At 72.3% G+C, this 22,046-nt stretch carries 23 protein-coding genes; 9 read left to right on the plus strand and 14 right to left on the minus strand.

Translation table 11 applies throughout. The features are described 5' to 3' along the window. Positions 1-10: 10 nt before the first annotated feature. The 5 genes from AB0M30_RS12140 to AB0M30_RS12160 are packed head-to-tail and all read right to left on the minus strand — an operon-like array spanning position 11 to position 4,686. Positions 11-733, minus strand: a complete 723-nt coding sequence (locus AB0M30_RS12140) for an SDR family NAD(P)-dependent oxidoreductase (RefSeq protein WP_364583085.1) — start codon at positions 731-733, stop codon at positions 11-13. After that, entirely contained in the window at positions 730-1,638 is a 909-nt protein-coding gene (locus AB0M30_RS12145) for a fumarylacetoacetate hydrolase family protein (RefSeq protein ID WP_364583088.1), read from the minus strand. Before AB0M30_RS12145 ends, AB0M30_RS12140 begins: the two co-directional genes overlap by 4 nt. Further along, the gene (locus tag AB0M30_RS12150) at positions 1,638-2,576 is read right to left on the minus strand and encodes a VOC family protein (protein WP_364583091.1); all 939 of its coding nucleotides are present in this window, start codon (positions 2,574-2,576) and stop codon (positions 1,638-1,640) included. Before AB0M30_RS12150 ends, AB0M30_RS12145 begins: the two co-directional genes overlap by 1 nt. Before the next feature lie 12 nt (positions 2,577-2,588). Further along, positions 2,589-3,713, minus strand: a complete 1,125-nt coding sequence (locus AB0M30_RS12155; RefSeq protein WP_364583094.1) for an FAD-dependent oxidoreductase — start codon at positions 3,711-3,713, stop codon at positions 2,589-2,591. A 10-nt stretch (positions 3,714-3,723) separates the two neighbouring features. Continuing rightward, positions 3,724-4,686: a cyclase family protein gene (locus AB0M30_RS12160; protein ID WP_364583096.1), complete on the minus strand. Its 963-nt coding sequence runs from the start codon at positions 4,684-4,686 to the stop codon at positions 3,724-3,726. A gap of 85 nt (positions 4,687-4,771) precedes the next feature. On the opposite strand from AB0M30_RS12160, the gene AB0M30_RS12165 reads away from it, so the two are divergent. The 3 genes from AB0M30_RS12165 (at position 4,772) to AB0M30_RS12175 (ending at position 7,923) form a co-directional block, all read left to right on the plus strand. Then, on the plus strand, positions 4,772-5,716 hold the full coding sequence (locus AB0M30_RS12165; protein WP_364583099.1) for a LysR family transcriptional regulator: 945 nt from the start codon (positions 4,772-4,774) through the stop codon (positions 5,714-5,716). An 83-nt stretch (positions 5,717-5,799) separates the two neighbouring features. Then, on the plus strand, positions 5,800-7,020 hold the full coding sequence (locus AB0M30_RS12170) for an MFS transporter (protein ID WP_364583102.1): 1,221 nt from the start codon (positions 5,800-5,802) through the stop codon (positions 7,018-7,020). Positions 7,021-7,047: 27 nt separating this feature from the next. Beyond that, a complete protein-coding gene (locus AB0M30_RS12175; RefSeq protein ID WP_364583105.1) occupies positions 7,048-7,923 on the plus strand; it encodes a fumarylacetoacetate hydrolase family protein in 876 nt (291 codons plus the stop codon). Between the two features lie 27 nt (positions 7,924-7,950). Here the strand turns inward: AB0M30_RS12175 and AB0M30_RS12180 are convergent, their stop codons facing one another. Then, complete coding sequence (locus tag AB0M30_RS12180) at positions 7,951-8,913, minus strand: NADP-dependent oxidoreductase (RefSeq protein WP_364583108.1); 963 nt, start codon at positions 8,911-8,913, stop codon at positions 7,951-7,953. A gap of 77 nt (positions 8,914-8,990) precedes the next feature. Between AB0M30_RS12180 and AB0M30_RS12185 the strand changes: the two genes are divergently transcribed. The 4 genes from AB0M30_RS12185 (at position 8,991) to AB0M30_RS12200 (ending at position 10,996) form a co-directional block, all read left to right on the plus strand. After that, on the plus strand, positions 8,991-9,569 hold the full coding sequence (locus AB0M30_RS12185; RefSeq protein ID WP_364583111.1) for a helix-turn-helix domain-containing protein: 579 nt from the start codon (positions 8,991-8,993) through the stop codon (positions 9,567-9,569). A gap of 176 nt (positions 9,570-9,745) precedes the next feature. Then, on the plus strand, positions 9,746-10,192 hold the full coding sequence (locus AB0M30_RS12190; RefSeq protein WP_364583114.1) for a hypothetical protein: 447 nt from the start codon (positions 9,746-9,748) through the stop codon (positions 10,190-10,192). Beyond that, a complete protein-coding gene (locus AB0M30_RS12195; RefSeq protein ID WP_364583117.1) occupies positions 10,189-10,464 on the plus strand; it encodes a hypothetical protein in 276 nt (91 codons plus the stop codon). Before AB0M30_RS12190 ends, AB0M30_RS12195 begins: the two co-directional genes overlap by 4 nt. Positions 10,465-10,543: 79 nt before the next feature. Continuing rightward, complete coding sequence (locus tag AB0M30_RS12200) at positions 10,544-10,996, plus strand: ATP-binding protein (RefSeq protein ID WP_364583120.1); 453 nt, start codon at positions 10,544-10,546, stop codon at positions 10,994-10,996. Between the two features lie 78 nt (positions 10,997-11,074). Here the strand turns inward: AB0M30_RS12200 and AB0M30_RS12205 are convergent, their stop codons facing one another. Next, positions 11,075-11,335, minus strand: a complete 261-nt coding sequence (locus tag AB0M30_RS12205) for a hypothetical protein (protein ID WP_364583121.1) — start codon at positions 11,333-11,335, stop codon at positions 11,075-11,077. A gap of 768 nt (positions 11,336-12,103) precedes the next feature. On the opposite strand from AB0M30_RS12205, the gene AB0M30_RS12210 reads away from it, so the two are divergent. Then, positions 12,104-12,436, plus strand: coding sequence for a helix-turn-helix domain-containing protein (locus AB0M30_RS12210; protein WP_103344112.1), 333 nt, complete (start codon positions 12,104-12,106; stop codon positions 12,434-12,436). Positions 12,437-12,826: 390 nt separating this feature from the next. Further along, the gene (locus AB0M30_RS12215) at positions 12,827-15,322 is read left to right on the plus strand and encodes a molybdopterin-dependent oxidoreductase (RefSeq protein WP_364583123.1); all 2,496 of its coding nucleotides are present in this window, start codon (positions 12,827-12,829) and stop codon (positions 15,320-15,322) included. Positions 15,323-15,326: 4 nt separating this feature from the next. Here AB0M30_RS12215 and AB0M30_RS12220 read toward each other — a convergent pair whose 3' ends face one another. Genes AB0M30_RS12220 through AB0M30_RS12250 form a run of 7 tightly spaced genes read right to left on the minus strand, consistent with a single transcriptional unit; the run spans position 15,327 to position 22,025 of the window. Further along, positions 15,327-16,169 (minus strand): metalloregulator ArsR/SmtB family transcription factor, encoded by an 843-nt coding sequence (locus AB0M30_RS12220; protein ID WP_364583126.1) that lies wholly within the window; start codon positions 16,167-16,169, stop codon positions 15,327-15,329. Positions 16,170-16,217: 48 nt separating this feature from the next. Continuing rightward, on the minus strand, positions 16,218-17,444 hold the full coding sequence (locus AB0M30_RS12225) for an ATP-grasp domain-containing protein (RefSeq protein WP_364583129.1): 1,227 nt from the start codon (positions 17,442-17,444) through the stop codon (positions 16,218-16,220). Continuing rightward, entirely contained in the window at positions 17,441-17,794 is a 354-nt protein-coding gene (locus AB0M30_RS12230; protein WP_364583131.1) for a metalloregulator ArsR/SmtB family transcription factor, read from the minus strand. Before AB0M30_RS12230 ends, AB0M30_RS12225 begins: the two co-directional genes overlap by 4 nt. Positions 17,795-17,803: 9 nt before the next feature. After that, positions 17,804-18,838: an inorganic phosphate transporter gene (locus AB0M30_RS12235; RefSeq protein WP_364583134.1), complete on the minus strand. Its 1,035-nt coding sequence runs from the start codon at positions 18,836-18,838 to the stop codon at positions 17,804-17,806. A 36-nt stretch (positions 18,839-18,874) separates the two neighbouring features. Continuing rightward, positions 18,875-19,606, minus strand: coding sequence for a methyltransferase domain-containing protein (locus AB0M30_RS12240; RefSeq protein ID WP_364583137.1), 732 nt, complete (start codon positions 19,604-19,606; stop codon positions 18,875-18,877). Between the two features lie 15 nt (positions 19,607-19,621). Beyond that, positions 19,622-20,734, minus strand: coding sequence for a GTP-binding protein (locus tag AB0M30_RS12245; RefSeq protein ID WP_364583140.1), 1,113 nt, complete (start codon positions 20,732-20,734; stop codon positions 19,622-19,624). Between the two features lie 31 nt (positions 20,735-20,765). Continuing rightward, complete coding sequence (locus AB0M30_RS12250; RefSeq protein ID WP_364583142.1) at positions 20,766-22,025, minus strand: GNAT family N-acetyltransferase; 1,260 nt, start codon at positions 22,023-22,025, stop codon at positions 20,766-20,768. Between the last annotated feature and the right edge of the window lie 21 nt (positions 22,026-22,046).

Consider the following 22,046-nt stretch of genomic DNA (forward strand, 5'->3'; position numbering starts at 1 on the left):
GGGGGTCCTCTCAGGTTCGTGCTGCTTCGCTGATCGACTTCACGCCGCCGTGCGCGGTCATCCCGCCGTCCACGGGGATGTCGGCACCGGAGATGTAGGAGGCCTCGTCGCCGAGCAGGAACGCCACGAGCGCGGCGACCTCGGCGGCGGTCCCGGTCCGCCCGAGCGGCGTCTCGGCGACGTTCGCCGCGCGGAACGCGGGCGGCGCCGACGCGGTCATCGGGGTGTCGACGTATCCGGGGTGCACGGCGTTGACGCGGATGCCGCGGCCGCCCAGTTCGAGGCAGGCCGCCCGGGTGAAGCCGCGCAGCGCCCACTTGCTCGCGGTGTAGGCGACCGGGTAGTGGCCGGTCAGCGCGGCGGCCGAGCCGACCACGACGATCGACCCGCCGGAGGGCATCACCGGCAGGACCGCCCGCACGGCCCGGTGGACGCCGCCCACGTTGACGTCCAGCACGCGGGCCAGGTCGGCCGGGTCCAGCTCGGCGAGCCGGGCCCGCCAGGTGACGCCCGCGTTCGCGACGAGGCCGTCGACCCGGTCCAGCCCGGCCGCGAGCCGGGCCCATCCGGCGGAGTCCGTCACGTCGAGCTGCCGGTAGTCGACGCCGGGCAGGTCCGCGGTTTCGGCGAGGTCGGCCCCGATGACCGTGGCGCCGTCCGCGGCCAGGCGCCGGGCCACCGCCGCGCCGAGGCCCTGCCCGGCGCCGGTGACCAGCACGGTCTTGCCCCTCACCGCGACCGGTCCCGGGTGCGGGCCGGGCGGACCGGCGGCAGGTCGATCCCGGCGACGACGGTGTTGCGGATCGTGCCGATGCCTTCCACGGTCATCTCGACGACGTCACCGGGCTGCAGCGGCGGCGGGTCCTGCGCGCCGCGGCGGCCCCACAGCTCGGCGAGGCAGCCGCCGTTGCCGCAGGTGCCGGAGCCGAGCACGTCGCCGGGCCGGAGCCGGGTGCCGCGGGCGGCGTAGGCGACGAGCTCCTCGAACGGCCAGCCCATGTTGGCCAGCCGGTCGTGCCCGATCTCGACGCCGTTGACCGACACCCGCATGTCCAGATCGAGAAAGCCGTCACTGTCCACAGTGAACTCGTCCGCGGTCACCAGCCACGGCCCGAGCGTCGTGACGGAATCCTTGCCCTTCGCGGGCCCCAGCCCCACCTTCATCTCGCGGCGCTGGAGATCGCGGGCGGACCAGTCGTTGAAGATGGTGTACCCGAAGATCCCGTCCGGGCCCAGCACGGCCGCGACCTCCAGTTCGAAGTCGAACAACCGCGAACCGGGCGGGATCGGGACGTCGTCGTGCGCGCCGGCCAGCGCGGCCGGGTTGGTGAAGTAGAACGTCGGGGCCTCGTACCACTCCGGCGGCACCGAGCCGGGGGCGACCATGCCCTCGACGTGCTCCTCGAAGGCGACGAAGTCCCGGACGGACGGCGGTTCGAGCGGCGGCAGGAGCCGCACCTCGGTCAGCGGCACCACCGGTCCGCCGAGGACATCGACACCGAGGACCCGGGCACCGACGGGCAGGCCGGACCGCACCACGTCCAGGACCGTCACCCCGGCCGGGAAGGCGCGGACGCCGTCCTCGGAGACGACCCCGGCGCGCACTTCGCCGCGGTGTTCGCAGGTGGCGAGCCGCATCAGACCGGCGGGGCCACGAAGAGGCCCTTGTCGGGGTCGTTGAACGACTTCCGCGCGACGAACTCGTTCATCGCGTTCGCGGTGCCCCACTGGTCGGACACCTCGGGTTTCGAGAAGTCGTGCAGCTGCGGGTGCCAGCTGTCCTCGTCGACCAGCTCCAGCTCGGTGGTGTACTCGACGGTGTTGCCGTGCGGGTCGAGGAAGTAGCTGAAGGTGTTGTGGCCGGCCAGGTGGCGGCCCGGGCCCCAGATCTTCTCGACACCGGCGCGCAGCAGCCGGCCGGTGCCGCGCATGTACTCGTCGAGGCCGCGCAGCTCGAACGACGCGTGGTGCAGCGACGGGTGCGGGCCGCGCGCGATCGCCAGGCTGTGGTGCCAGGCGTTGATCCGCAGGAAGTACATCATCTCCCCCATCCGCGGGTGCATCAGCGTGTCGGACAGCCGGAAGCCGAGGTGGCGTTCGTAGAAGGCCCGGGTGCCTTCGGGATCGGCGGAGTTGATGACCACGTGGGACAGTCGCACCGGGACGGACTCGCCTTCCTCGATCCGCCGGTGGCCCCGCGTGGCGACGTCCGCGCTGATCTCGATCGTGCGGCCTTCGTTGTCGAAGAACCGGAACCCGTACCCGCCGCCCGGGGTGTCCAGGGCGCGGGGCTCGTGCACGAGCGTGCTCCCGGCCGCGGCCAGCCGGCCAGCCAGGGTGTCGACGTCGGCGGGCGTCGCGGCGCCGAAGGCGATCAGGTCGATCCGCTTGTCCGCGGCCTGCCGCAGCCGGACGACGTACTGCTCCGGCGAGCCTTCGGCGGCGAGGAAGGTGATTCCGGTGTCGGCGTGTTCCTCGGCGAGGCCCCAGGTGCCGGTGTAGAAGTCCTGCTGGCGCGCGAGGTCGGGCACGGCGAGGTCGACGTGCCGCAGGTGGGTGATCAGGCGGTCGGTCACGGGTTCGTCCTTTCAGGCGGGCTGGGACACGAGGTCGCCGATGCGGCGGACCAGGCCGGGCACGTCGCCCTGCTCGTGGTCGAGCAGCCACCGGCCGAGCTGGTTGGAGGCCTCGACGACGGTGCTCGCGCGGTCGTGGCGGCGGGCCGTGAACTCCGCCCAGAGGTCGTCGTCGACACCGCTTCGGGTGAGGAGCAGCTCGGCCAGCACCGCCGCGTCTTCGAGGGCCTGGGCGCCGCCTTGGGCGAGGGTCGGCGGGCAGGAGTGCGCGGCGTCGCCGACGAGCACGACCCGGCCGCGGTGCCACGGCGCCGGCACGACGTGCGTCTCGAACCGCGTGTAGTTCACCCGGCTCGGATCGTCCAGCGTGGGCCGGATCTCGTCCCACGGCCCGTGGTAGGCGGCGGCGAGCCCGCACATCGTGGCGAGCCGCTCCGCCGGCGTCAGTCCACTGTGGTCCCGGAAGTCCTCGACGATGAACGCGTAGAGGGAGTCCGCACCGGTCGGCGTGTACCCGGCGATGTAGGACGGGCCGCCGTAGCACAGGTCGGTGTGGGTGATCGACGCCGGACGCGGCCCGAACGCGCGCCAGATCCCCATGCCGGTCGGCCGGGGCGGCACGTCGATGCCGATCAGCCCGCGGATCGCCGAGCGGATGCCGTCGGCGCCGATCACGAGGTCGTACCGGCCGGCCGGCCCCGAGGCGAGCGTGACTTCGACGCCGGAGCCGTCCTGGTCGAGGCGGGTCACCGTGTCGCCGAAGCGGGTCTTCACGCCGGTCTCGTGGGCGCGGTCCAGCAGGATCCGGGCCAGCGCCGGGCGGGGCATGCCCATCGAGGCGGGCAGATCGGCCCCGCCGCTGCGGACGTCGGGGATCCGGGCCAGCACGGTGCCGTCCGGCGCGCGCAGGCCGAGGCAGTCGAAGGGGTACCCGGCCGCCTCGGCCCGCGGCCACACCCCGAGCCGGCGCAGTTCGCGCAAGGCGTTGCCCTGCAACGTGATGCCCGACCCGGTGGCCGAGACGTCCGGCTTGAGCTCGACGAGGTCGACGGCGACGCCGTCCCGGGCGAGCAGGATCGCGGTGGCGGCGCCGGCGAGACCGCCGCCGACGACCAGCACCTTGGTGACCGCGGGCATGGGGAACTCCTTATTTGACGGCGATGGGCGCGACCGGTGCGCCGACCGCGCCGGTCACCGGCAGCGGGGCGGCGGTGAGCCAGAACTCGTGGACGCCGTCGGCCGCGCAGTCGGCGGCGAGCGTGTCGAGGTCCCACATCTCGCCGAGGAACAGGCCGAGGTGCGGGATGGCCACCTGGTGCAGGGGCTGGAAGGCGTCGTCGAACTCGTTGGGCCGGACTTCGACGCCCCAGGTGTCGGTCGCGATGCCGGCGATCTCCGTGCCGTGCAGCCAGTCCACCGTGGAGAAGGACAGGCCGGGCGAGTCGCCGCCGGCGTAGTCGCCCCAGCCCTCCCGCCGGGCGCGGGTGAGCCGCCCGGTCCGCACCAGCAGGAGGTCGCCGCGGCCGACGCGCGCGGTGTCGCCGTGCTCGGCGATCGTCGCCTCCAGGTGGTCCGCGGTGATCGCGAAGCCGTCGGGCAGCTCGCCACCGGATCCGAACACGCGGCCCACGTCCAGGAGCACCCCGCGGCCCGCGATCAGCCCCGCCGTGGTTTCGATGCCGGTGACGCGGTCGCCCTCGCTGGTCACGACGTCCCCGGCGCGCCGGCCGTTGTAGGCGAGGCCGTGGTCGAAGATGTGACCGAGGCCGTCCCACTGCGTCGAGGCCTGCAGCGGCATGGACACCACGTCGTCGGCCCCGCCGATGCCGTGCGGGAAGCCCTGCGTGCCGCGTTCGGCGTCCGTGCCGGTGTCGAGCATGGTGTGCACCGGGTTGGTGCGCCGCCGCCAGCCCTTCTGCGGCCCGTCGGCGTCGAAGCGTTGCGCGAGCGAGAAACTCGCGCCGCGCCGGACGAGCGCGGCGCCTTCGCGGCGTTTGGCGGCGTCGAGGAAGTTGAGGGTGCCCAGGACGTCGCCGGCACCCCAGCGGCCCCAGTTGGAGCACCGCTTGGCGGCTGCAGCGATCGCGCCTTCGGGATCGGTTCGGTCCACGCCTTCACTGTCGGTGCACGAGCGGTATCAGGGAAGACGAAATCGTTAATGTGCGGTATCAGTGGCGTTGATACGGTGGTCGATCGTGAACCTCGCCCGGTTGGACTTGAACCTGCTGGTGGCCCTGGACGCGCTGCTGCAGGAGCGCAGCGTCACGCGCGCGGCCGAGCGGATGGGCCTCGGCCAGCCGGCGGTGTCCGCCCAGCTGGGCCGGCTGCGCCGGCACTTCCACGACGACCTGCTGACCCGCGCCGGCAACCAGTACCGGCTCACGCCGCTGGCCGTGCAGCTCAAGGAACGCGTGCGGATCGCCCTGTCCGGGGCCGAGCGCGTGTTCGCCGCGGAACCCGATTTCGATCCGGCGTCGTCCACCCGCGAGTTCTCGATGCTGATGAGCGACTACGGGATCGCCGTGCTGGGACCGGGAATCGCCGCCCGGCTCGCCGAGGAGGCCCCGGGCACGCGGCTGCGGTTCCCCGCGAACACCCCGAAGATGGTCGACGCGGCCGTGCACGAACTCGTCCACACCGACCTGCTGGTCATCCCGCACGGGTTCGTCGACGACCTGCCGCACGAGGACCTCCACCGCGACGAATGGGTGTGCCTGGTCGCCGCGGGCAACACCGGCGTCGGGGAGTCGCTGACCGTCGCGCAGCTGGAGACGATGCCGTGGGTGGTCACCTACCACGGCCCCACCGCGTCCACGCCCGCCGCGCGGCAGATGCGCATGCTCGGGATCGAGCCGCACGTCCAGGTGATCACCGAGACGTTCTTGACCGTACCGGGACTGGTCGCGGGCACGAACCGGGTCGCGCTGCTCCAGCGGCGCCTGGCGGACGGGATCCCGGACGCGCTCGGCGTGCGCGCCCTCCCGTGCCCGTTCGAAGCGACCCCGCTGGTGGAAGCCATGTGGTGGCACCCGATGTACGACGACGACCCCGAGCACCGCTACCTGCGTGACGTCGTCCGGCGGACGGTGGCGGCGGTGATCGGCATCGACGGCGTCGATGCGCCGCTTCGGCGGAAGTGATTTCCGCATCCCCGCACCGGGGCTGACACTTCGACGCACACGCCGGTCGCCGAAGACCGGCTCGTGCCTCCCCGGAGCTGCCCGTGTCCGATCAATCCGTCTCCGCTCCCGCGCCCGCCACCGATCCCGCCGGCAGCCGGCGGGCCGGTCCCGCCCAGGCGGTCGTGCTGCTGCTGGCCAGTTGCCTTTCGGTGCTCGGCGCGGTGCTGCTCGCCCCGGTCCTGCCCCGCATCCAGGACGCGTTCGCCGGCACGCCCGGCGTCGTCACCCTCACGCCGATGGTGCTGACCGTGCCCGCACTCGTCATCGGGCTCACCGCGTCGATCGCCGGCCGCGTCGTCGACCGGCTCGGCCGCAAGCGGCTGCTGGTGGGCGCGCTGGTCGGGTACGCGTTCGTCGGGACCGCGCCGCTGTGGCTGTCTTCCCTGCCGCTGATCGTCGCGAGCCGCGTGCTGGTCGGGCTCACCGAGGCCGCGATCATGACGTGCTGCACCACCTTGCTCGCCGACTACTTCCACGGCGCCGAGCGGGACCGGTACTTCGGCCTGCAGACCGTCTACACCACCGTCGCCGCCACGGTTTTCTTCGCCGCCGGCGGGCTGCTGGGTTCCTGGGGCTGGCGAACGCCGTTCTGGCTCTACGCGGTCAGCCTGCCGCTCGCGTTCGCCGCCGCGCGGGTCATCCGGCAGCCGTCGCAGACCCGCAGCCGCGAGAAGCTCCCGCCGCTGCCGTGGCGCACCTTCCTGGCACCGGTCGGCGTCACCTTGGCCGGCGGTCTCGTCTTCTACGTTCTCATCGTCGAACTGTCTTATGTGCTCGACGGCATCGGCGTCATCGCCACGGCGACCGTCGGGCTGGTCAGCGCGGCCGGTTCACTGGCCACCGCCGTCGCGGCGTACCTGTTCCCCCGGTTCGCCCACCGGGGTCCCGCCGTCACGATCCCCGCGGCGTTCGTCCTGTGCGGACTCGGCATCCTCGTCCTCGCGCTGGCTTCCTCGGTCCCGGTCGTGGTGCTCGGCGCGGTCGTGACCGGCCTCGGCAACGGGCTGCTGCTGCCCGCCCTGCTCACCTGGGCGCTGGGCAGCCTGACGTTCGCCCAGCGCGGCCGGGGCACCGGCCTCTGGACCTCGGCGATGTTCATCGGCCAGTTCGCCAGCCCGCTCGTCGTGCTCGCCCTGGCCGGCGCCACGACCGGCCTCTCCCCGGCCCTGCTCGTCGTCGGCGCCGCCGCACTCCTGCTCGCCTTGGTGGCCGGCGTCCTCGCCGTCCGGCATTCGTTGACCGCCGAGCCGCGCACTCCGTAGGTTCGGTACCGGACGAGGAGGTGCGGGATGAGTCACCTGGTGCGCTTCGCCGAGGGAACCGGCGACATCCGGGTCGGTCTGCTCGCCGACGAGCAGCTGCGGCCGCTCGCGGTGGCGTCGATGGGCGACCTGCTGCGCCGCCCGGTGGCGGAGATCCGCGAGCTGGCCGACACCGCCGGGGAGCCCGTGCCGACGGCCGGGACGCGCCTGCTGCCGCCGCTGGACGGGCGGATGGAGGTGTGGGCCGCCGGGGTGACCTACCTGCGGTCCGAGGAGGCCCGCCGCGAAGAGAGCGCCGACGAGGACGTCTACGCGCGGGTCTACCGCGCGCAGCGGCCGGAGCTGTTCTTCAAGTCGGCGGCGTGGCGCGTGGTCACCGACGGCGAGCCGATCGCCATCCGCGCCGATTCCGCCAACAACGTGCCGGAGCCGGAACTCGGCCTGCTGCTGACGAGCGGCGGGGAGATCGCCGGGTACGTGGTGGTCGACGACGTCAGCTCCCGCAGCATCGAAGGCGAGAACCCGTTGTACCTCCCGCAGGCCAAGATCTACACCGGTTCGTGCGCGGTGTCGGCGCGGGTGCGGCCGGCGTGGGAGGTGCCGGACCCGCGGTCGCTCGACCTCCGCATGCGCCTCCTGCGCGGCGGTGACGAGGTCTTCGCGGGCGAAGCCAGTACCGCCCAGCTGAACCGCGAACCGGCCGGGCTCGTGGAGTACCTCTGGCGGGACAACGACTTCCCCGACGGCGCCGTGCTTTCGACGGGCACGTCCGTCGTCCCCGGGCTCGACCAAGGGCTCCGGCCGGGAGACGTGGTCGAGATCGAGATCGGCGAGGTCGGCTCACTGCACTCCCCCGTGGTGCTGGGTGCGGACGAGGTGCGCCGGGTGCTTGCGGCCCGCTGAGGCGCACCGCGACCGGGGGCGCCTGACCTACAGGTCGATGACGACCTTGCCCCGCACGTGCCGGCCGGCCTGGAGCTCGGCCGCGCGGCGGATCTGCTCGATCGGGAAGCTCGCCGCGATCGGCACCCGCAGCCGGCCCGCCGCGACCAGGCGCGCGATCTCTTCCAAGGCACCGGGAGCGGCGTTCGCTCCGTTGGCTCCCGCCACGCCGTCGACCTGCCGGGCGATGGTGCAGATGCGACGGTCCGGGACGCCGAGTTCCCGCGCGGCGTGCACGGTCTCCACCCCGTACAGATCGAGGGCCGCGGTGACGCCGCCGGGCGCGAGGGCCCGGACCCGCTCGGCCAGGCCATCGCCGTAGGTGACCGGCTCGGCGCCCAGCTCGCGCAGGTAGCCGGCCGAGGCCGCCGATCCGGTCCCGATGACGCGCGCTCCGGCGATCCGGGCCAGCTGGACGGCGAACACCCCGACTCCGCCCGCCGCCCCGCCGATCAGCACCGTGTCGCCGGAGCCGAGGCCGGCCGCGGCGAGGGCGGCGGATGCCGTGCGGCCCGCGATCGTGAGGGTGGCGGCGGTGCGGTCGTCGACACCGCCGGGCGTGTGGTGGACCTCGTTCGCCGCGGTCTCCCCGGTCGCCTCGACCACCACGAAGCCGGCGACCGCGCGCGACAGCGCACCGCCGAACACGCGGTCGCCGGGCGTGAAGCCGGTCACCCCGGCACCGGCCTGGTCCACCACGCCCGCGTAGTCGGTCCCGAACCCGGCCGGGAGGCTCAAGCCGAACCGGGCCGCGGTGTCCGCGTCGGCGGTCATGATCCAGTCCATCGGGTTCAGGCCGGCCGCGGTGACCCGCACCCGGACCTGGCCCGGGCCGGCCTGGGGAGCGGGCATCTCCCGGATGTCCAGGACTTCCGGGCCGCCGAACGACTCGAGCCGGACCGCCCGGCTCCGGTCCGTCGGCAGTGGGATGCGCTGTTCCTGCATGGACATGTGTCTCCTCGACCACCTCGAAACGGACTATGCTCCGTTTACCCGATCGACCATAACATAACCGGAGCGTGTTCCGTTTGACTGAGGCAGAGAGGCGCGCGCCGCGAGCGGACGCGGCCCGCAACCGCGACCAGCTGCTCGCGGTGGCGACCCGCGTGTTCGTCTCGGCCGGCGACGAGCCGTCGATGCGGGCGATCGCCCGGGAGGCCGGGGTCGGCATCGCCACGCTCTACCGGCACTTCCCGACCCGCGAGTCGCTGGTCGACGCGATTTACCGGGACCAGGTCGGGCGGCTGACGACCGGAGCCCGCGAGCTGCTCGGCCGGCTGGCCCCGGCGGCGGCGATGCGGCGCTGGATGGACCTGTTCGGGGACTGGATCGCGACCAAGAACGGCATGCTCGACACGCTGCTCGCGATGATCGAGTCGGGCGAGATCGCCCACGCGCAGACCCGGACCGAGCTGCTGGCGGCCATCACCACGATCCTCGACGCCGGCCGGGCGGCGGGCGACCTCCGCGCCGACGTCACCGCCGAAGACATCGCCGCCGCCCTCATCGGCATCTTCACCGTCGCCCCCCGGCCCGCGCACGAAGCCAAGGCCGGCCGCCTGCTGAACCTCCTGATGGACGGCCTCCGGCCCGCGCCGGCCGCCTGAGCCACCGCCCCGTGGCGAGATCCAGGTGTTCCTTGTCCCGATGGCCAGTGGTGGACGGCACCGGAGGTGAAGAGCATGGCGAGTGATCACCCCCCGGCGAAAGGATCACCGATGCCCCACCCGCCAGTCCCGTTCGTGCGCTTCGACGGCGGCGTCACCGTCGAACGGGCGGACGCGTGAAGGCCTTCCTGCTGTCCGTGCACGTCCTGGCCGCGATCCTCGCCATCGGGCCGGTCGCGGTCGCCGCGAGCATGTTCACGCCCGCGGCTCGCGCGGCCCACCTGACGCCGGACGATCCCCGCACGAACGCCGTTCCCGGCGTGCTGCACCGGATCACCCGCGTCTACGCGGTCATCGGCATCTTCGTGCCGGTCTTCGGCATCGCCACCGGCGCCGCCCTCGGCGTGCTCGGCGACGCCTGGCTGATCGTCTCGATGGTGCTGACCGCCGGCGCCGCCGCACTCCTGGTCGGCCTGATTCTGCCGGGGCAGCAACGAGTTCTCGACACGGGCAACCCGGATCGGCGCCTGGCGATGTCCACCGGTTTCTTCAACCTGCTGTGGGCGGTGGTGGTCGTCCTCATGATCGTCCGCCCCGGCTCGACGACCGGAGCCGGCCGGTGACCCCGCGACGCGCTCTGCACCTCCTCGGCGCCGTCGAACTCACCACGCTGGCGTTCCTGCTGCTCAACCTGGTCACCGTCCACCACCGCACGATCTCCGGCATCCTCGGCCCGGTGCACGGCCTGGCCTACACCGCCACGATCATCACGGCGGTGCTCCTGGCGCACGGCCGGCAGCGGGTCTGGCTATCCGCTCTCGTCCCGGGGTTCGGCGGACTGCTGGCGGCGCGCGCCGTCAATTCCGGCCGGCTCCACGCAAGCCTCGATGATTGAATTCACCCTTTCCGGGGTAACGCCGAAGAACGGACGTCTTCAGCAGCGAGGACGGAGAGCCCGGAAGAGTTGATTCGTCATGCCCGAGCAGAGCACCGGCCCGGCCTCGGCGCCGCCGTCGTGGTCGATGGACCTGCGCGGCACCACCGCGCCGGCACTGGTCGAGGTCCGCCGCTGGGCATCCCGGACCCTCGCCCGGGTCGATGACGCCCATCTGGGGGACGTGCTCCTCGTGGCCACCGAGCTGGTGACCAACGCCTACGACCACGGCCAAGGCCCATTGCAGGTCCGCATGAGCTACACCCCGAACCCGTGCCGGGTGCGGATCGAGGTCGACGACAACTGCCCGGCCCACCCCGAGGTCGCCACCCCGTCGCTCGAGCGCCCCGGTGGCCGCGGCATGCACATCGTGGACAAGCTCGCCCACGGCTGGGGCGTGTTCGAGCACCCGGACGGCACCAAGACGGTGTGGGCGGAAGTGTCCTGCGACGGCGTCGACGCAATACCGTGCGCGGCGGCGACCTGTTCCTGAGGCGGCTCCGCACCCTCGATCACCGAGCAGCACTCGTCGGCGGATGAGTCCCCCGGGCAGGGGCACCGATCGACCGGGTCAGGCGCCGAGGCGGCTGTAGAGCCGGCTGGCCAAGGACCCGGCCAGCCGGTTCAACGCGGCGTGCGGATCGAGCTGTGCGAACTGCCCGAGCAGCTCCGCCGCCGCATAGGCCTCGGCCTGCGACAACACCGCCACGCACCGCTCCCGCCGGCCCTGCTCCAGCAACCGCGTCAACGCCTCGGCGTACTCCCCGAGGTCGGCGACCTCGGTCAGGCCGTAACGCTGCTCGAGCGGCTCCCGGACGGCCTCGTCACTCACGGTCGTACCCCTCTTCCTCACCGTCAGTTCTCCACGCGTCAGAAAATCTATGCCAGCCGGAGTAGACATTGGGCGCCGGGTGTGTGTAGTGTTCTTCTCGTAGCGAGAGAGACAACGTCAAGCAGGCGCGGGAGAGGACGTAACTACCCGCGAGGTGAGACAAGACGGTCAGGCAGTGCGGAGCCGATCACGGAACAAGGTTTCGGCTGGTGACCGGAAGCAGTGAGTAACGCAGTAGTTGCAGGACACGGGCGGAGCGCGTGCGCCCGTGAAGATCAGCGGTATCCGTAGTTGTTCGTGCAAGTTGTTTGTGCAAGTGCAGTGGCAGGACCGGTCAGGTGGCCGGAGCCGATCAGTGAACGGGGCTCCGGGCAGTGACCAGCGGCGTCAGCGTGCTGGGACCGATCAGTGGAAGGGTTCCAGCAGTGACGTCCGCAGCGGCAAGTGCAGTAGCAGTACCTGAAGTGGCAGTACCTGAAGTAGCGGTAACAGCAGTACCCAGTAAGTGGAAAACACCGGAGAGAAGGGAACGGGAGCATCATTGGATCGCCCGCAGCGGCTCGGTAGCGCCGCGCGGGTGCCGTAGGCCCATCGAGTTCGGAGGTGGTGCTCGGTCACGCATGAGCGATCCCCGCGAGTTCCGGTTTTCGGCCGGACGCGGGTGCAGGAAGCCGGCGGTCGCGCCGGTGGACAATGGTGAAACCCAACCCTTTGAGGACCCCAGGTGCCGTGCACGGCACCTGGGGTCCTTTGTGATGTGGAGGTGGAATGATTCCTGACCAAGCAGGACCGGCCACGCCCGGCGCGGCCGACAAGTTCGACGACGAGAAGTACCCCGCCTACACGATGGGCCGGGCCGCCGACATGCTCGGCACCACGCAAGGGTTCCTGCGCAGCCTCGACGAAGCCGGGCTGATCACGCCGCAGCGCTCCGCCGGCGGGCATCGCCGCTACTCACGCCAGCAGCTGCGGCTGGCCGCCCGCGTGCGGGAACTGGTCGACCAGGGCACCGCCATCGACGCCGCCTGCCGCATCGTCAGCCTCGAGGACCAGCTCCACGAAGCCCAGCGCCTCAACATCCAACTCCGCCCCCACGACTGAGCTTTCCCGCCGGCCCGGCCGCGAAACGGCAGTGACGTTTCGCGCCCCGGCCGCCCGCTCCGCTTGCCCCCAGCCGCTTCATCACCGCCGGTGACCGACTCACCCGGCGCGCCGCGGGGGGGCACCGGCCCGGTTCGTTCGGCCGGGACACCCGACGGCCGAGTGCTTTCAGCAGCCGGCGGGTACCGGCTCCGCGATCGCCTCGCGCATTCGCAGCACCGCAACGGAATGCCCGCCGCGTTCGCGGTGACTTCGCCGCCACCATCGGGCGTCGCCGACCGATTGCGACATTCGTTGCTATGCAATGGTTCCGCCACTCTCTAGGGTGGATCGACGCGTGTCGATGAAGTCGCGCGCTGTGTCCGTTTCGTCTTCTGGGGGTAGATCCTGATGGACGACTTCACCGGCCTGTCACGAAGAGGTTTCGTGCAAGGTGCCGTGATCAGCGGCGCTTCTCTGTTCGTCGACCCGGCCGTCGCCGCCGGGGATTCCGGGGTGCCGGGTGCCCGCGACGGCGGTCCGCTCGGCGGCGGCCGAGAGCTCAGCTTCACCACCGACTCGGCGGCACTGCACCCGGACACCGTCGTCTCGACGGCCTGCCAGTTCTGCAACTCGAACTGCCGGCTCAAGGTCGGCCTGCGAGCCGGGCGGGTCATCAGCGTCTCCGGTGACCCCGACGACCCGGTGCAGGCCGGCAACTTCTGCGTCAAGGCGTCGATGATGCCGGAGCTGGCCTACAGCCCGCTGCGGCTGGCCACTCCCCTGCGCCGCGTCTCCGGCGCCAAAGGCTCGAAGGACTCGAAGTTCGAGCCCGTCTCTTGGGACGACGCCCTCGACCTGATCGCCGACCGGCTCCTGAAGCTGCGCGACAGCGGGCAGGTGAAGTCGATCGCCAACCGGACCACCGGCCGCCTGCCGCGCGGTACCGGTTCCCTGGTCGCGCGACTCTTCGCGCTGCTCGGCAGCCCGAACAACACCGATGTCGGGCCGGTCTGCAACGACGCCGGCGGCAACGCCCTCGCCACGACCTTCGGGCTCGGGAACTTCACCAACGGCTACGGCGTCGACGCCGCCACCGGCCGGGAAGACCTCGGCGCCGCGAAGTTCCTGCTGTTCCTCGGCACCAACCAGGCCGAGACCCACCCGGTCACCTTCGACTACCTGCTCAGAAGCAGAGCGAGAACCAAAGCGAAGCTCGTCGTCGTGGACCCGCGCCGGACACCGACCGGCGCGGCCGCCGACACCTGGGTCGCGCCGAAGCCGCACACCGACTTCGCGCTCGTGCTCGGCATGCTCCAGCACATCATCGCCCGGAACCTCCACGACCAGGCGTTCGTGCGCCGCTGGGTGCTCGGGTTCGCCGAACTGCGCGACCACCTCCAGGGCTACACCCCGGACTGGGCGGCCGGCGTGACCGGGGTGCCGGCCGCGACCATCCGGCAGCTCGCCGAGGACTACGCCACGGCCAAGCCCGCCGCGATCTTCTGCAACGCCGGGATCTCCCACCAGCTCGGCGCCTTCGACACCTACCGCGTCCTGACCTTCCTCGCCGCGGTTACCGGCAACATCGGCGTGCCCGGCGGCGGCTGCAACTTCATGCACAACACCTGGCCCGGCGACCTGCGGCTGCCCGAGCTCACGGTCCGCACGCCGCCGCTGGAGCAGGCGCTGCCGGTCGGTCCGGACTACTTCGCCGAGGCCATCCTCACCGGGCGCCCGTACCCGCTCAAGGCCGTCATCACCGAAGGCAACCCGCTCATCTCGAGCGCGAACACCGGCAAGGTCCGCGAGGCGTTCAAGAAGCTGGACTTCTACGTCTACACCGGCCTGTTCATGGAGGAAGCCGCCTACTACGCCGACGTCATCCTGCCGGTGTGCAGCGGGCTGGAGCTGGACGGCGTCTACATGCGACGCGACGACCGCGCGATCCGCTGGCAGCACGCCGCGGTGCCCCGGGTCGGGCAGTCGAAGCCGGACTGGGAGATCTGGATCGACCTCGCCCACGCCTTCGGCCGCCGCGACCGCACGAAGCCGGCGAGCTACTGGACCGACGCGTTCCCGAGGAGCTGGAAGGACTACGCCACGCTGTGGGCGGAGTTCGTCCGGCACACCCCGGCGATGGGCGGGATGACGCAGCAGCGGATGGACGCCCGCGCCGAACCGCTGCGGTGGCCCTGCCCGACGCCGGCGCACCCCGGCGTCAGCACCCTCTACCTCGACCACCCGTCCTGGTACGAGGCCGCGGCCGCGCTCGGTGCGCCGGGCAAGCGGTTCCTCACCCCGAGCGGGAACATCGAGATCTTCACCCCGGAGCTGGACCGCAAGCTCGCCCAGGCCGGCCACCGGGCCTTGCCGGTCTTCTACACCCACCCCGAGGTCACCGGCGCGAACCCGACGCTGAGCTACGAGCCCGGGTTCGTGTCCAACCCGATCAACCCGCAGGCGGTGACGCACAAGGTGAAGCTCGGCGTGCCGGGCTCGGACGCGGTGCACCGGGACTTCCCGCTGATGGGCATGACCGGCCGCCCGAGCGTCGTGCACTTCGCCTCGGTGACGCACTGGACGCCGACCGGCGAGCAGCTGAACGGGATCCGCCTGGTGCAGGTGCACCCGGACACCGCGCGCCGGTTCGGGATCCGCGACCGCGACACCGTCGTGGTGGAGAGCCCGCGCGGGAAGGTGACCGGGACGGCGCTGTTCTGGACGGCGATCCGGCCGGACACGATCTTCGTGCCCAACACCTTCGGTCCGGCGCAGCAGGTCGGCGACCAGTTCGGCGACCCGCGCTACGAGGCGGCGAACACGCTGGTCGACGACGCGTTGTACGACAACCTGTCCGGGCAGCAGGCGTACAAGTGCTTCGCCTGCCGGATCAGCAAGGGCTGACCGGTCAGAGCTGGGAGGCGCGGCGCCGTTCGAGCAGGACGGTGTCGCGCCACCGGCCGTCGAGCTCGCCGATGCGCTCGCGGATGCCGACGGTGCGGAACCCGGCGCCGTGGTGCAGGGCGACGCTGTTGCGGTTCTCGGGGAAGATCGACGTCTGCAGCGTCCACAGCTCGCCGTCGTCGGCGGCGGTGACGAGCTGGTGCATGAGGGCCTTGCCGACGCCGCGGCCGCGGAACTTCTCCCCCACGTACACCGACGTCTCGGCGACCCCGGCGTAACAGTCGCGAGTGGACACCGTGGCCGCGGCGGCCCAGCCGGCGATCTCGCCGTCGGCCTCGGCGATCCAGCGGTGCCCGCGCAGCCACTTCGCTTCGAGGTCGGCGCGCGGCGGGACCTCGGTCTCGAAGGTCGCGTCGCCGGTGGCGATGCCCTCGGCGTAGATGCGGCGCACGGCGGGCCAGTCCTTGGCGCGCAGCGGGCGGACGGTGACGTCCGGGGCGAGGTCCTGGTGCTCGGCCGGCCTGGGGGCCAGCAGCCCCATGACCACGTCGGCCGCGTGCGGGAGGCTCACCGCGCAGGACGCGTTGACCGACACGAGGGTGGCGGTGCCGACCTTGCGCAGCCGCACGAAACCGACGTCGGCGAGCTTGCGGACGTGGTGGGAGCAGTTGGACTGGCTGATCGACATCTGCTCGGTGATCTCGCCGATGGTGACGGCCTGGCCCGCGGCCGCGACGGCGTGCAGGATCCGCACCCGCGTGGTGTCGGCGAGGCAGGCGAACCATTCGGCGTAGGTCGCGGCGTCGTCGACGGGCAGCAGCGCGGCGGCGGGCGCGGTGGCGGTCATGTCCCGATTGTGCCTCACCCGGGGAAGGGATCGACGGTCATCGATGGTTCAGCTGGTCAGCGGGGTGCTGTGCAGCTCGACGAGCCGCTCGGCGCTCGCCAGGTCGGCGATCACCCGGTCGCGGTCGGCGCCGACGGCGATGACGTGACCGTAGCGGGCGAGGTAGGCCCGGGGCGGCAGGGCGAGCTTGGTGCCGGGCCCGGCGGTGCCGAGCGCCTCGTGGACGGTCGGGCCGAACCGGTCCGGGTGCAGCGTGGTGGCGGTGAGCTCGCAGTCGCGCTCGGGGTAGAGGAAACGGATCGCCGCGGTCCGGCGCAGCGGGCGGCGCGGCGACGGCGGGAGGCCGGCGGCGACCCGGCCGGCCGCGACGACCGGGTCGGCACCGCCGGCGAGGATGCCGAGCCGCGGGATGAAGTCGCCGCCGAGCCGGGCGTTGATCTCGACCAGGCGCGGGCCGCGCGGGGTCAGCTTGAACTCGGTGTGGGTCGCGCCGTGGGTGAAGCCGATGCCCTTGTGGACCCGGTCGAGCTGGTCGAGCAGGCCGTCGTCGTCGAACAGCGGGTCGTCCGCGTCGACGGTGTGGCCGGTCTCCTCGAAGAACGGCTCGAACCCGGTCTGCTTGCGGGCGATGACCAGCGGGTGGCAGACGCCGTTCTCGACGACGGCGTCGACGCTGATCTCCGGCCCGGTGAGCAGCTCCTCGACCAGCACGTCGGCGTCGTAGCGAGGTACGCCGGGCCAGGCCGCACCGGCGGCCGCGGTGAAGGCGCCGGCGACCTGCTCGGCGGTGCCGGCGCGCGAGACGCCGAGGCTGCCGGCCAGGCCGCGGGCCTTGACCACCACCGGGTAGCCGATGGCGTCGGCCGCGGCGACGGCGTCCTCGGCGGAGGCGACCGGACGGGACGCGGGCTGGGGCACCCCCGCTTCGGCGAGCGCGGCGCGGGTGGCGGCCTTGTCCCGGCAGGCCTGGACCGCCTCCGGCGGGCTTCCGGGCAGCCCGGCTTCCCGCGCGAAGGCGGCGACGGCGGTGACCAGGGATTCGTCGTAGGTGAGCACGCCGTCCGGCCGGAACCCGAGCGCACCCGCCGCCTGGGCGAGCGCGGCGGGATCGCGGGTGTCGGTGACGGTCACGCCGTCGACGTGCGCGGTCTGCCAGGTCGGGTCGACCGAGTCCAGCAGCCACAGCCGGAAGTGCGGGCGCAGCGCGGCCAGGAGGTACTCGCGGTAGCGGCGGTCCCCGCTGCCGACCAGCAGCAGCGCCGGGTGCTCGGTCACGACGTCCTTTCCAGCGGGACCGGGCCGTCCCGGCCGTCGCGGGTGGCCAGCAGGCCGAGCACGACGTTGGCGGCGGTGGGCAGCCCGACCTCGCAGTTGTGGTTGATGGCGTAGAGGATGCTGGTCCCGGACCGGCGGCGGGTGACGAACCGGACCTGGGACAGGATCTTGAGGTGGTGCGAGACCGTGGGCTGGGCGATGCCGAGGTGGTCCACGATCGCGCCGACCGGAACCGGGCCGGCCTGCTGGGCCAGGAAGTGCACGATCATGACCCGGTTCGCGTCCGACAGCGCGTGGAACCAGCGGGCGTAGGACTCGGCGGTTTCCCGCTCCAGCTTGGGCTCGCTCACCCCACCAGGCTAACGGGCCCAGATGAACACCAGTGCCGCGACGACACCGGCGACGGGCGGGGTGACCAGCCAGGCGATCAGGAAGTTCCGCACCGTCCCCCCGGAGATCCGGCTCAGGTTCGGGCCCGCGGAGCCGGCGATCGCGCCGGTGGACACGTGCGTGGTCGACATCGGCAGGCCCGCCCCGGCACCGACCCCGACGAGCGCGGCGGTGGTGAGGTTGGCGAGGAAACCTTCGCGGTGGTTCATCTTGACCACGCCCTCGCCGAGCTTCTCCGCCACGCGCATCCCGCCCAGCAGCGAACCGGCGGCCATCGCGACGGTCACCAGGATCATGATGTGCCAGGGCCGCATCCCGGCCGGGACGAGCGCGAAGGCGCCGATGGCGACGATCTTCGGGGTGTCGTTGAGGCCGCGGGCGAACCCGGTGGCGCCACTGGTGAACCAGTGCGCGGCGGTCATGAACTTCGCCGAGGTCTTCTCCGGCGCCGGGGCGGTCTTGACGGCCACCCGGCCGCCGTCCGGAGCGGCGGTGGCCGGTGGCGTGGTCGCCGCCCGGCGCTTGCTCGCGGCACCGGTGGCCACGGCGAGGATCAGCGTGATGCCGTAGGCGACGACGATGCTGACCAGCAGCGGCGTGACGAGCTTGCTGCCGACGGCGCTCCAGGACACCCCGCCGGTGCTCATCAGCAGCCCGGCGCCGACCATGCCGCCGATCAGGGCGTGCGTGGTGGACACGGGCAGCCGCAGGAGGGTGGCCAGGCCGACCCAGAACGCGGCGCCGGCCAGCACGGCGACGGCGAACGCGTCGGTGGTGGCGCCGGTGATGATGCCCTTGGAGAACAGGGCGGTCATCTTCGACGCGAGGCCGAGCGAGCAGACACAGCCGATCAGCGTGGTGATCGTGCCCCAGAGGATCGCCGATCTGTACTTGGTGACCCCGGCGCCGGCCAGGGTGGCCACGCCCTTGGGGACGTCATTGCTGCCGTTGACCGCCGCCAGCGCGGCCACCAGGACGAACACGACTATCGCGGTGAATGACATTTCCGGTACTCCCCACAGTGATCGAAAACGCGATGTTCAGCAACAGCCGCCCGGTTTGCGGGCGCGGATGATCGCCGAATGCATGCCGTCGGCGGCGTCCTGGGTGAACACGACCTCGGCATCGGTCAGCCCGGCTTCGGCCAGCAGCGAGAGGTACTCGGCCTGGGACAGCGCGCCGGCGATGCACTGGCTGACGCCGCCGCGCTCGGCGCGGTCGGCCGCGGTGAGGTGGTCCTCGGCGACGACGTCGGTGATCCCGAGCCGCCCACCGGGGGCGAGCACGCGGGCCATCTCGGCGAAGACCGCGGGCTTGTCCACCGACAGGTTGATCACGCAGTTGGAGATGATGACGTCGACGGTGCCGGCGGGCAGCGGGATCTGCTCGATGGTGCCCTTGAGCAGGATGACGTTGCCGATCTCGGCGTCCTCGATGTTCTGCCGGGCGACGGCGAGCATCTCCTCGAGGAAGTCCAGGCCGAAAACCTGCCCGTCCGGGCCGACGCGGCGCGCGGAGAGGATGAGGTCCAGGCCGGCGCCGGAGCCGAGGTCCAGGACGGTCTCGCCGTCGCGCAGCTCGGCGACGGCGGTCGGGTTGCCGCAGCCGAGACTGGCCAGCAGGGCGGCGTCGGACGCTTCGTCGGGGCCGATGTCGCCGTAGGCGCCCGGGCCGAACCGGGTGGGATCCGGCGCGCAGCAGCTCTTCGCTTCCGCGGCCTCGGCGGCCTTCCCGCGGTAGTAGTCCTGGATCTCGGTGGTCGTGTCGGTCATGGTCGTCTTTCGGGGTCAGGCGCCGGTGGCGGCGAGCCGGTGGACCGGGCGGGGGTAGCCGGGCTTGAACGAAACCGGCGCGGTGCTGCTGGACCGGGCGCCCAGAGCGGCGTTCGCGGTCGAGACGGCGTCGCGCACCGCGGTGTCGAGCTCGCCGGGTTCGCAGGCGACCCGGGCGTTGACGATCACCCGGGCCGACGTCGCCGGCTTCCCGGCGGCGCGGTCGATCGTCGGCTCGGTGCCGGCGGCGGTGAGGCTGAGCTTGGCGAAGTCGCCGTCGGCGGCCTCGACGGTGAGCTTGGCGTGGCCGACGACGGCGCCGGCGCACTGCGCCCAGCTGCCGAGCGCGGCGAGCACCTGGCGGCCCCAGGCGGTGAGGTCGACGGGCTCATCGGCGGACAGCTGGACGTCCTGGTTCATCCACGCCAGCTGGGCTTCGGCGGCGGCGTAACGGTCGTAATCGACCTGCAGGTCCACCGCCCGGTTGCCGGACGGGCCGTCCCAGGCCGTCAGCAGTTCGGCTACGCGGTCGCCCGACTTGGCGCTGTAGCCGATGACAGCGGCGTTCGGGTAGTCCGCGGTCAGCCGCGTCATGAGCTCGGCGGCTCGCTCCGGCGAGATCGTGTCGAGCTTGTTGACGGCGATGACGTCGGCCTCGGTCAGCTGCTGGCGGAACAGGTAGGACAGGTCCGATTCGGGCTCGCCCCGCTGCGCGGCGCGGTCGAAAGCCAGGTACCGCAACGGGTCGATGACCGTCGTGAGTGGACTGACGACCATGCTCTCGCCGTAGTGGGAGCGCAGCGGCCGGACCACGGTGGCCTGCAGGTCGGTGCACGAGCCGACGGCCTCGGCGATCACCGTGTCGACCGGGACGTCACCCGCGCCGTCGACGAGGGCGCGGATGGTGCCGACGAGGTCTTCGAACCGGCAGCAGAAGCACCCGCCGGTGACTTCGGCGACCGAGTCGAGCTTGCTGCGCACGAGCGCGGTGTCGACGAGCTCGGCGCCCTGGTCGTTGGTGATCACCGCGACGCGGTGGCCCCGCGCCTGCAGTGCCTGTGCGGTGGCGATCATCGTGGTGGTCTTGCCGGCCCCGAGGAACCCGGTCAGCGGCACGAAGGTGATCACGAGCATGTCCTCCCAGTGGGTCGGGCGCGGGTCAGCCGTCGGAGCAGCAGGCGCCGGAGCCGCCGGAGACGACCGGCAGCGGGGTGCGGATGGCGGCGGGGGCGTCCCCGAACGCGACGCGGCGGCTGGCACCGAAGGCGTCCATCCAGTTCGCCACCTGCGGACGCAGCTCCGGATCGGACACCACCATCGCGGTGGTCACCGGCCGCGGGGTGCAGCCGCGCAACGCCTTCGCCTGGTGCGCGCCCGCGCCGAACTCGACGGTGCGCAGGCCTTCGGCGTAGGCGTCGCGGACCGGGGCGTCGAGGACGAGGGCGAAGTAGATGCCGCTGCGCTCGCCGATGGCGGCGTAGTCGAAGCCCGCCCACTTCGGGAACAGCCGGTGGTGCTTGCGGATCACGACGCAGGTCGCGACCAGCGCGCCGTCCTTCGTGCCGAGGTAGGCCCGCACGTCCGCGCGGGCGTCCAGCAGCGCGGTCAGCACGTCGACGATGTGCGCGGGCTCCTCGCCGGCGCCGTTCTTCTCCCGGTTGAGACACGTCAGCTCGGCGATGCGGGTGACGTGGGGGCGGATGGCCTCGCCGTCGGCGCGCTCGACCACGACCCCGGCCGCTTCGGCCCGGCGGACGTCGCTCTTGATCCGCTGGCGCTTCTTCAGCGGCAGGGCGGCCAGGTGCCCGTCCCAGGAGTCGGCGTCCAGGCGCAGGAAGTCCTCGTAGCCCCAGAACGTGCTGTGGCCACCGGCCTGCTCCAGTGCGGACACGAGCGCGTCGTTGCCGCTGCGCCCGGAGATCCACGGGGCGACGACGCACTTGACGCCCTGCTCGAACGCCGCCGGCACCAGCTCGGACACCAGCTGCGCCAGCAGGCCCGGCGTCCAGAAGTTGTAGGCCACTTCGGTCCGGTACCCCAGCGGGGAGCCGAGCAGCAGCGCGGGGAAGAACGGCTCGGTGCCCAGGGCGTCGACTTCGCCGCTGATGCCGGCGTCGGTCTGCGCGCCGCAGCAGACCTCCTCCCCGGTGGGGGCTTGCCAGCCCAGGTAGGTGCGCGGCTCGTGGTCGACGACCGGCGGCGTGGTCAGCACGTACCCCGGCAGCAGCGCCAGCTCACCGCGCGCCCGGGTCGCGACCGTGTGCCACGGCTGCAGGTCGGTCAGCGCCTTTTCGCTCGCGCCCAGCCACGTCGGGCCCAGGTAGGGGAAGACGTCGGTGAGGTCGGCCAGCTCCCCCGCCCAGTCCATGTCCGGCAATCCCTGGCCCGTGCGCACCACGACCCGCGGCGATCCGCCCATCGTTTCCGTCCCTCCCGATCG

The organism is Amycolatopsis sp. NPDC051716 (assembly GCF_040681595.1).
In the GTDB taxonomy this organism is placed as follows: domain Bacteria; phylum Actinomycetota; class Actinomycetes; order Mycobacteriales; family Pseudonocardiaceae; genus Amycolatopsis.

Bases quoted from the DNA above. Each gene is read 5' to 3' on its own strand.
- AB0M30_RS12200 (WP_364583120.1), top strand. From the start codon at position 10,544: ATGCCCGAGCAGAGCACCGGCCCGGCCTCGGCGCCGCCGTCGTGGTCG.
- AB0M30_RS12240 (WP_364583137.1), bottom strand. From the start codon at position 19,606: ATGACCGACACGACCACCGAGATCCAGGACTACTACCGCGGGAAGGCC.
- AB0M30_RS12250 (WP_364583142.1), bottom strand. From the start codon at position 22,025: ATGGGCGGATCGCCGCGGGTCGTGGTGCGCACGGGCCAGGGATTGCCG.
- AB0M30_RS12235 (WP_364583134.1), bottom strand. From the start codon at position 18,838: ATGTCATTCACCGCGATAGTCGTGTTCGTCCTGGTGGCCGCGCTGGCG.
- AB0M30_RS12155 (WP_364583094.1), bottom strand. From the start codon at position 3,713: ATGCCCGCGGTCACCAAGGTGCTGGTCGTCGGCGGCGGTCTCGCCGGC.
- AB0M30_RS12175 (WP_364583105.1), top strand. From the start codon at position 7,048: ATGAGTCACCTGGTGCGCTTCGCCGAGGGAACCGGCGACATCCGGGTC.
- AB0M30_RS12145 (WP_364583088.1), bottom strand. From the start codon at position 1,638: ATGCGGCTCGCCACCTGCGAACACCGCGGCGAAGTGCGCGCCGGGGTC.
- AB0M30_RS12180 (WP_364583108.1), bottom strand. From the start codon at position 8,913: ATGTCCATGCAGGAACAGCGCATCCCACTGCCGACGGACCGGAGCCGG.
- AB0M30_RS12220 (WP_364583126.1), bottom strand. From the start codon at position 16,169: ATGACCGCCACCGCGCCCGCCGCCGCGCTGCTGCCCGTCGACGACGCC.
- AB0M30_RS12210 (WP_103344112.1), top strand. From the start codon at position 12,104: ATGATTCCTGACCAAGCAGGACCGGCCACGCCCGGCGCGGCCGACAAG.
- AB0M30_RS12215 (WP_364583123.1), top strand. From the start codon at position 12,827: ATGGACGACTTCACCGGCCTGTCACGAAGAGGTTTCGTGCAAGGTGCC.